This window comes from Phormidium pseudopriestleyi FRX01 (genome assembly GCF_017313335.1).
Classification (GTDB): Bacteria; Cyanobacteriota; Cyanobacteriia; order Cyanobacteriales; family Laspinemataceae; genus Laspinema; species Laspinema pseudopriestleyi.
This window is the reverse complement of the sequence record NZ_JAFLQW010000459.1, coordinates 1-8545: the sequence shown is the minus strand read 5'-3', so window position 1 is coordinate 8545 and position 8545 is coordinate 1. Positions and strand designations below refer to the sequence as shown.

The window sequence follows — 8545 nt, the reverse complement described above, 5'->3', positions numbered from 1 at the left end:
CTTGGCCCAAAACCGAGGCAATTTTCAAGTTGAAAACAGTAAAATATATGCCCCCGATGGCTCAGAATTTTTGATAAAAGGGACCAATATCAACGGTCCGGATTATGGTTGGCCCGGGAATACTCCCAGTTATGTAGATTTAGTCGCCGACTGTTGGAATTTCAACACCGTTCGCGTCAATATTCGACTCTTAGGCGGTCAAGAATCTTATGAAGAAAATGGCACCCTTGAAGAGATAATTGACGTTTATACAAGTCGCGGTTTAGTCACGATGGTAGAAACTCATGATCACACCGGGTCCTACTATGAAGGCGAAGATTTAGAAACACTCAAAGATTTCTATCGCGACCTAGCTACTACCTATAAAAATAACCCTTATGTCTGGTTCAATGTCATGAATGAACCGGGGGGTCACGAGAGTAGCGCCAATATCGATAAATGGTTGAAAGTTCATCAAGAAGTCATTAAAGTAATTCGCGATGAAGTCGGTGCAGACAACATTATCGTGATTGATGGGCATTACTGGGGTCAGGATGTGGGGGAGTGGAATTCTAAATCGGTTTCTTCGGAAAAAAGTGCCATTTTAGGACATTCCCAAAAGCTCATGAATTTTAACGGTAACACCTACGATAATCTAGTATTTAGCGTTCATTTTTATGACCAATGGAAATATTCTGAAACCAAAATGGCTGATTATTTAGACCGGGCGGTTGAGAAAAATATTCCCTTAATTATCGGAGAATATGGGGTTGAAAAAAATGGCGAATTCAAGTCTCCCGTTGAGTTCATGTTCAATACAGCCGTTCCTCGAAATATCGGACGGATTGTCTGGGCTTGGTGGGGGGGAGATAATTTTGAATTAACCACCACTGATAATGGCGGAGGTCATCATATCGATAGTTGTGAAAATCCCACCAATTTAACTTGGCTGGGTGAGCAAGTGTGGAAAGATAATCATGGAGAATATCCCGGAAATTGAGCGAGATTAACTCACCCCTAAATAGATACCCCTGGGCTGGGAACTGGGGGATGTACTCCCGAAAAAGTATCGCACTTTTAGCACTTTATATCTTGTTATCAATCTCACTGACAAGTTGCAAGTCTCCAGAAAAGATTCAACCCCAAGGGGTACAAACCGAGTTTCCCTCGGGCTGGAATAACGTGGCAGTGGGCGGTGGGGGATATGTAACGGGTCTCTATCTCCATCCCCAAGTGCCTAACTTAGGATATATCCGCACGGATATGGGCGGGTTCTATCGATGGGACCCGACGGATACTCGTTGGATACCCTTGACCGATCGCTTTACCCGGTCCGAAAGTGATTACTATGGCGGGGAAGCATTGGCACTTGACCCCAGTAATCCAGATATTGTGTATATTGCTGCTGGAAAATATTTATGGGCAGAACCGGGGACAATTTTTAAGTCCAGCGATCGCGGTCAAACTTGGGTCCAGTCGGACCTCCGTCTGCCAATGGGAGGCAATGAAGAACTGCGCGGGGCGGGAAATCGCCTGGTAGTCAGTCCCCATGACTCGAATTTCCTGTTATTTGGGTCCCGACAAAATGGCTTGTGGCGCTCCATTGATGCCGGAATGACCTGGAACCCCGTCCCCGGTTTTCCCACCCCTTCCGACTCAAAAATTGGCATTCTGGCGATCGCCTTTGACCCCAATGATGCCAGCCAAATTTATGCCAGTGTTTATGGCGATCGCCTCTATCAATCCACCGATGGCGGCACAACCTGGAATCCCCTTCCTCACAGTCCCTCTCATGCCTTTAAATTAGCCGTCGCCTCCGATAGCACTCTGTATGTAACTCATGCCCAAGGCGTCAGCAAATATCTCCAGGAAAGCTGGCAAGATATTACTCCCCCCAAAAACCCTTTTCTGCGCTTGATTCGTCGCGAAACTCCCCCCTTTAATGGGTTAAGTATTCATCCCCAAAATCCCCAAGAACTGATTGTCAGTCATAGTGAAACAACTCGAACTCAACTTTACCATTCCCGCGACGGTGGGTTAACCTGGACTGAGAAAAAATCCCAGATTAATAATACCGTTCCTTGGTGGCCTGATGATTATTTTAGTAATCATTTGTCTGCCTTGGAATTTGACCCCATCGTTCCGGGTCGAGTCTGGTTCTCGGACTGGTATGGAGTCTGGAAAACGGACAATTTTAACGAGAATCGGCCCGTTTGGACCAACTATACCCAAGGTCATGAACAGGTCGTCACCTTTGACCTCATCTCTCCCCCGACGGGTGCATTACTCCTGAGTGCCGTAGCCGATGTGGAAGGATTTTATCACTCGCGCTTAAATCAGATTCCGCCCCAACGGTTTGGGTCCGATCGCGGTTCTTTTCAAGAGACTTATAGCCTAGATTATGCTGCCCAATCTCCTGAATATTTAGTCCGAGTCGGAGGCGATCGCTGGAACTCGCGGTATGGTGGAGCCACCTCCGCAGATGGGGGATTAACCTGGCAAAGATTCCCCCAATTTCCCGAAGAGATGATGCCGATGCGGGTTGCAATGTCAGCCACCAATCCCCAGCAATTTGTGGTGACCCTCAGTGGAACTCAAGGTATCCAAACTCAAGATAATGGGCGGTCCTGGCAAGCGGTTCAAGGCTTACCGGATAGTATTAAAGGCCCTTGGAAATGGTCTCAACCTTTAGCGGCTGATTCAGTGAATGGCAACGGATTTTATTATTACCAGAATGGCACGGTTTACGACAGTCAAGATGGGGGATTATCCTTTGCTGTCACTAATCGAAACTTACCCAAATCAGATTGGCATTTTCTGAAAACAATGCCGGGAGTTGAGGGAGAGGTTTGGGTGAGTTTAAACGAGGAAGGATTATATCGATCGCCCGATGGGGGACAGAGCTTTTCCAAAGTTGCTGGGGTAGAATTGGCTTATTTATTTGCCTTTGGAAAAGCTGCCCCGGGACAGGAAGTTCCGGCGCTGTATTTATATGGAAAAGTTGTTAATCAACCGGAGAGTATTTTTTGGTCTCCTGATTTAGGAGAAACTTGGATTGACATAGGCGACTCGGAGATTCCCATTGGCAATCAACCCAATGTGATGGAAGCAAGTAAACAGCAGTTTGGCTTAGTATTTGTAGGCACTAATGGTAGAGGGATTTATTACCGGGCGATCGGCAATGAATAACCCTCAAGCCAAAACACCATTTTTGCTCTAATCATTGCCTTTACTGTTGATTTGCAATGGCAACAGGTTGGGCGCTGAGAGTTTTTCGCTGACGTTTCAAAAGCAATGCACTGACAAAACCGAGGGCGACTGCGGCGGAGGGTTCGGGAACAGATTGGGATTCAGTCACGGGAGTTTGAATCATCCAAGAACCCGCGTATCCGCCTTTTCCTCCAAACTGTGCCGATCCTTCACAAGCCTGTATTTTACAAACGCTCAAAGCCATTCCCTCTGGCGCTTGTATAGTTGACATAAAAATATTTTGGTAAATTGGGGCTGTATCGGGGTCTAAAATTTGAAGGAATAATCCGGCATCGGTAATGCCAAAAATTGAACGTCCAAATTCCACAGGTTCTAAGGTTCGCCCGAGGCTCCATTGAAAGTCTGTGACTACCTCGGGAACAAGGGTCAGAGGTTCGGTTGGTTCAGGGCCAAATTCCGGATAGGCATCGGTGAAAAAGGTATTAATTGGGGAAGAAATAATGGTCTCGAAAATCCCATCGGCGAGGGTATATTGAATTTCACTGTTTTCTAGAAAGAGAAAGGGAGATTCGTAAATTTTCCCTTTAAACGTTAAAGCATTGACCTCAGTTGCACTCAGCAGTCCCATTGAACTAATAACGGCAGTGCTAAGGGCAAACAATTTTGAAGCGTTCAAGAATAGTTTGGGCATAATAATGTCCTCTTATTGAATGAGCCAATCAGGTCTTTTCTGACTGATTTTAAAAATCATTAGACCGGAAAGGTTTTAAAAGCTGTTCCATAGGTTTATTCTATCTATAAAATTTGTTTTTTAGATGATAACAATTTAAAGGTTTTATGAAGATAATCAAGATTTAAATATAAAAACCAAGACTTGAATTCAATCCTTGGTTTTTATAATAATTATCTGGGTTTACAACTTGATGAATGAGTCCAGTTTTTAAGCTGAATTAAGAGGCGATCGCCGTCATGGATGGTTTGCTATAGTTTTGCTTATCATCCAAAGACCGCACCTTATGTTCGGTCTTAACCGTTTCTAGAAACCAATCAATTGTTTCTTGCTTAACCCACCCTTTGAGAACTGCAATTTCTCCAAACTTCATGCCGGTTTGACGTTGATAGTTTAAAATCCGGGTAATTTGGTCATCATTTAACAAGGCAGCTTTTTTGAGATACTGTCCTAAAGGTTGCTGGGGATGGGCTGTTGCTAATTGCGGTAACTGTGACGCAAAGAAATCAACAGTTTCCGGTTTAACCCAGCCTCGGCGGGCGAGTAAGTCTCCGAATCGGAGATGCCGCTCATAGGCTTGCTCTTGCAAAATCTCTTCCACTTGTTCTGAGGAAATTAAGCCAGCTCTTTTGAGTAACTGGCCGATGGGACTTTTGTATTGGTATAGATTCAACTTCTGTTGAAACACTAACCAGAAAAAGGGGAGGTCTTCTACTAAATATCTCTTCCACAGACGTTTCGGTTCAGACATCAACCGAAAGGCCCACTCTACCCCATATTGACTCATCCATTCTGGCGATCGCGGACGGTTCCCAGCTTCAAAATCTAGGGTTGCGCCAATTGCCATAAACACTTTAATATTCTGCAACTGATTTTTATATTTGTAAATCCATTTTTCCTGTTTAGGTGCACCGACTCCCACAGCTAATACCGTGGCCCCCGATTGATTGATCATCTCAATAATTTTTTGACACTCGGCTTCATTTTTCTCAAACCCGTAGGAAGGAGAGTAACAGCCGATTACCATCTCGCGGCCTAATTTGGAGTTAATATTTTTCTGGGCTTTATGGGCGACTCCCTCCGCTGCACCGAGGAGAAAAATTTTAGTATCTAGGTCATCCTTGAAATAGTTATAAAAAGCTGGAAATAAGTCAGAGCCAGAAATTTTTTCTCGAATAGGACTGCCCAGCCAATTGGAGACTATTTTTAAAATCTGGCTATCACAAACCCGATAATCTGCCTCTTGGTAGATGTGATGAAACTCTGGATCTTTTTGGAGTTTTATTAAATGATCGACATTGGGGGTGACTACCACGCCGCCTTTATCTTTAAGGAGAATCAGTAACTCTTCTTGGGTTAAGTTATCGATGGTTACATTTAATATGTTAATTTTGTTCATTGTATCAACCTTTGTAATAGGAGATGTGGACAATCTTTTTTTTGACCGGATTTTTGACGAAATTTCTAAAAATTTATTTTCATCTTCCCCAGTCGGTTAACCAACCCCTTAGCCTAACTGAAGGCGATTGGGACCGATTTAGAGGCGCTCAATCATTCTGACCCACCCGTTAAGAGGCAATCCCCGGTTTTCCCTACCCTGAGTAGGTGGTATAACTTCAGATGGTCGATGGCGATCGCCTAAAGATGGAATCGGAGAGATTGAAATACAGGTCCTGGCTCCAATCAGCAAGAACAGCATTTTTCAGTTGAGTTTCCGGGTTAAAATCAGAAGGGGTAAACAGAGGAGATAGTGGGGTTTTTTGAATCTAATCTATCTTTTCATGCTAATAGCTAAAAAGACATCCCTCTGCATGAATACACTGAATGAGATTGGGATATCATTAAATAATTTTTATTGAGAATCCTCATCCTATTGGTATAAATATTTGACGGATTTTAAACAAAAAGATAATTGTCATCTCTAAAAAGGTAGATTTTTGAGGACTTGATATACATATATCAAATCAACCTACTTCCATAAATTAGGTTTAGTTATAAAATTCTCTCCCCTGAGTTAAAGAGGTTATCCTCACCGTTAACTCCATTCAATGTGGAATTTACTTAAATATCTGGGACATCTTGTCGGTTCAGCCCAGATTTCTGACGGTGCTTTCTAGGTGAGAAACACCCATTTTCAGTTGAGTTACCCGGTTAAGTGGAAGTCCTCCCGAGTCAGGGAACCCGGTCTGCTGACCGCAAGACTGTCGGTCAGGACTGACGCACTACTTAACATCGAACCCTAAATATAGGGTTGATTCACGAATCTCTATATAGAGGTAATGCGTAAGTCCTAGGGGTATTATCCTAAGCTGAATATCCTCATGGGCTATAGTTCCTCAGCTATTGGCGTACATTTTTGTCCGTGGGAGCCTCCAAGCTCGCTGGTTTTGTTACAAAATCAATTAGTAGGATTGCTATATATAGCAGCTCCTTTATCAGTTGTGGAAGAAGACCTCTCCCCTTTCTCGTCGGCGGCCTACAAGGAGAGGGGAGCAGGAGAGGGGAGCAGGAGAGGGCATAAATCATTTAGAACAAGCTATAGCATCAAATCCAAAATCCCGTGTCACGGTCAAGTCAAATAGACCGCTTGCATCATTCCCGCTAGATCCCCGCTTTTTTGTAAGGGGGGCGGGAGAGAATGATGCAAGCGGTCTCATCTATAGCAGCGCCTAAATCAGTTGTGGAATGCCCTCACCCCCAACCGTCGGCGGCCCAAAGGGGGAGAGGGGAGCGGATTATGTCATAAATCATTTAGGATTGCTATAGGATATTCTATTAATAGGGTCGCTCCCGTTTGTTGTGCCTTGCGATGAAAGCCATAGGGGCGACAAATTCAACGGAAATTCAGATAGGCAAAATAAGTCAACGATGATAGATCCACGGAAAGACGAAATAGTAGCCATTCTCTCGCAAATTGAGGACCTGCAACGGGAACGGACCACCCTCGCCATCGATGAGCTTTCTTTAGAGGATGAATCCCCAGAAGCGATCGCAATGGCTTATCGACGTGCTGCTAGAGAAACGGCGGCAGTTGCTATAGAAGTGAAAGGAATTGACGATGCGATCGCCGCACTCCACAGAAAACTCTCTCAGAAACAGAGCCAGTTGAAGCGCCAATCTGGAAAAAATGAGATCGCCGCCCAAGTCGAAGAGTCCAGAGAGTGCGCCCGAGTTCATGCGCAGCGGATTAACGAACTTGCCAATGAACTGAGCGAAGAAGTCAAAGCACTCAAGGCGATCGCCGATGAAATTTCTACCAGTTATTGGCAGGTTTATTACAAGCCTTTTATTACCGGATTTACCAGTATTTCAGTCCCCCACGTTCGCTCGGATGGAGATGTCTGGATGATTATCAATCGCGTGGTGTGAACGGGGGTGTTTAGGGGCGGTTACCTTCTAGCAATCACCCAGACGGCATGGATAATTCCGGGAAAGTACCCCAATAACGTTAAAACCAGATTAATCCAAAAATCTCGACCCAAACCCACTTGTAAAAAAACGCCTAGGGGCGGCAGAAAAATAGCACAAATCAGGCGAATAGGATCCATTTTTTACCTCTTCTGTTAAATACAATATCAACGGATCTCGATCGGTCACCGCCGAAGCACTCTCGGCGTTGTCCTCGTCAGACCCATTTCCTATGTTAGCTTTTTCCGAAAGGATGCATCAGTGAGCGCACCAAAAGAAGTTTTACCTCCGGTGTCTATCACTCGTATTTTGTACGGACTGTGGTCCCCGGGGAAAGCGCAGATCTGAGGGCATCAGTCTGGCGCAGGCGCGACTGCCCCTGGGTAGCACCCCTAGATGAAGCGATTTCCTGTTTGAGGGGCTAGAGGGGCAACTTTCATCGCACCCAGAGCAAAACGATGGTAGGGTAGATCCGTTACGGTGACTCGACCCTCGCAAACACAAGCTATGAATAGAGATCAAAAACCCGAGCATCCCACCTGGGCGCTTAATTATCTCAAGCTGGAAAAAAAAAGGGAGTGCCAACCAATGGCTTGCTGTATTTTTGCTGGGGAGGCTTTTGCTCCTACTCCGTCCTTGCCCAAACGAGGAGATCTCAGGAAAATTGAACCGATCAGGGTTGGCGATCAAGGAACCCTAGGATGGGAGGGGCCGCGCCAGAGTGGTTCAGGTTTCGAGCCCTTCCGTCAACGCACCATGACATCTGCCGTTTTATTTTTAAAGTGTAGCTGAGGTAATTTATGCTGGCACCTCGTGACCTGCAATATTTGTTGGATATTTTAATCTCGGCCAAACTTGCTTTGAACTACGTTTCTAGAAGTAGCTGGTCCAGTTTTGTAGAAGATGTTCAATTGCAAGATTCGGTGATTCGCCGATTAGAAGTGATTGGAGAGGCGGAACGTCGTTTATCCGAACGCACCCGAGTTTCTCTGTCACGAATTCCTTTTATTATGATGCGGAATAGAATTATTCATGAATATGATAAGATAGTATTAGAAGTGGTTTGGGACACAGTTCAACAAGATTTGCCCACCCTTATAGAATCTTTGGAAAAGGTTTTACCTCACCAAGAACCAGAGGAACAATCCTATTACTAAACCTCAAAAAATACCTGTTTGGTTTGGGGTTTAAACCCGCTTTAATCGCGCTGGGTTTTGG

7 protein-coding genes are annotated in these 8545 nt (G+C 44.8%); 4 read left to right on the top strand and 3 right to left on the bottom strand.

Features of this window, described 5'->3' with window-relative positions:
* Both J0895_RS17170 and J0895_RS17165 read left to right on the top strand, forming a co-directional pair.
* Window positions 1–979, top strand: a 979-nt coding sequence (locus tag J0895_RS17170; RefSeq protein ID WP_207089260.1) for a glycoside hydrolase family 5 protein, incomplete at its 5' end; no start/stop codon positions are given.
* A gap of 50 nt (window positions 980–1029) precedes the next feature.
* Complete coding sequence (locus J0895_RS17165) at window positions 1030–3168, top strand: hypothetical protein (protein WP_207089259.1); 2139 nt, start codon at window positions 1030–1032, stop codon at window positions 3166–3168.
* A 40-nt stretch (window positions 3169–3208) separates the two neighbouring features.
* Here J0895_RS17165 and J0895_RS17160 read toward each other — a convergent pair whose 3' ends face one another.
* Together J0895_RS17160 and J0895_RS17155 are read right to left on the bottom strand one after the other, a co-directional pair.
* Complete coding sequence (locus J0895_RS17160; RefSeq protein ID WP_207089258.1) at window positions 3209–3880, bottom strand: PEP-CTERM sorting domain-containing protein; 672 nt, start codon at window positions 3878–3880, stop codon at window positions 3209–3211.
* A 259-nt stretch (window positions 3881–4139) separates the two neighbouring features.
* Window positions 4140–5318, bottom strand: coding sequence for a WecB/TagA/CpsF family glycosyltransferase (locus J0895_RS17155; protein WP_207089257.1), 1179 nt, complete (start codon window positions 5316–5318; stop codon window positions 4140–4142).
* A gap of 1469 nt (window positions 5319–6787) precedes the next feature.
* Here J0895_RS17155 and J0895_RS17150 point away from each other — a divergent pair.
* Window positions 6788–7288, top strand: coding sequence for a hypothetical protein (locus J0895_RS17150; RefSeq protein WP_207089256.1), 501 nt, complete (start codon window positions 6788–6790; stop codon window positions 7286–7288).
* Window positions 7289–7308: 20 nt separating this feature from the next.
* On the opposite strand, the gene J0895_RS17145 is transcribed toward J0895_RS17150, so the two are convergent.
* A complete protein-coding gene (locus J0895_RS17145) occupies window positions 7309–7467 on the bottom strand; it encodes a YqaE/Pmp3 family membrane protein (protein WP_207089255.1) in 159 nt (52 codons plus the stop codon).
* A gap of 660 nt (window positions 7468–8127) precedes the next feature.
* Between J0895_RS17145 and J0895_RS17140 the strand changes: the two genes are divergently transcribed.
* Window positions 8128–8484 carry a HepT-like ribonuclease domain-containing protein gene (locus tag J0895_RS17140; RefSeq protein WP_207089254.1) on the top strand — a complete coding sequence of 119 codons (357 nt, stop codon included), beginning with the start codon at window positions 8128–8130 and terminating at the stop codon, window positions 8482–8484.
* Window positions 8485–8545 lie beyond the last annotated feature (61 nt).

Excerpts from the sequence above, each read along its gene's own strand:
- J0895_RS17165 (WP_207089259.1), top strand. The coding sequence starts at position 1,030 with ATGTACTCCCGAAAAAGTATCGCACTTTTAGCACTTTATATCTTGTTA.
- J0895_RS17160 (WP_207089258.1), bottom strand. The coding sequence starts at position 3,880 with ATGCCCAAACTATTCTTGAACGCTTCAAAATTGTTTGCCCTTAGCACT.
- J0895_RS17155 (WP_207089257.1), bottom strand. The coding sequence starts at position 5,318 with ATGAACAAAATTAACATATTAAATGTAACCATCGATAACTTAACCCAA.
- J0895_RS17150 (WP_207089256.1), top strand. The coding sequence starts at position 6,788 with ATGATAGATCCACGGAAAGACGAAATAGTAGCCATTCTCTCGCAAATT.
- J0895_RS17145 (WP_207089255.1), bottom strand. The coding sequence starts at position 7,467 with ATGGATCCTATTCGCCTGATTTGTGCTATTTTTCTGCCGCCCCTAGGC.
- J0895_RS17140 (WP_207089254.1), top strand. The coding sequence starts at position 8,128 with ATGCTGGCACCTCGTGACCTGCAATATTTGTTGGATATTTTAATCTCG.